Source organism: Bradyrhizobium sp. Leo78, from assembly GCF_059512425.1.
Window position 1 is genome coordinate 1 of the sequence record NZ_JCAMOT010000335.1, and the last position, 262, is coordinate 262.

The 262-nt window shown below is 61.1% G+C and carries 1 protein-coding gene; it reads left to right on the forward strand.

Features of this window, described 5'->3' with window-relative positions; genetic code table 11:
* Positions 1–257: thioredoxin domain-containing protein (locus AC5ZG1_RS44960; protein WP_496114373.1), on the forward strand; the 257-nt coding region annotated here is incomplete at its 5' end.
* Positions 258–262 lie beyond the last annotated feature (5 nt).

Genomic DNA, 262 nt, shown 5'->3' on the forward strand with positions numbered 1-262 from the left:
ACCATCTGCCGATCTGGCAGTTTGCCGACACCAAGGGCGGGCTGGTCGATGGTCTTGAAGTGCGTTCGCCGGACGGCGTCGCCTATCGCTACACATTCATCGCGGACCCAGACAACACGATCCAGCATGTCTACGCGACCAACCTCAATGTCGGCCGAAACCCGAAGGACACGCTGCGCGTGTTGGATGCTCTGCAGACCGACGAGCTCTGCCCCTGCAACCGCGAGATCGGCGGCGAAACGCTGAAGGTTGCTTGAGGCAT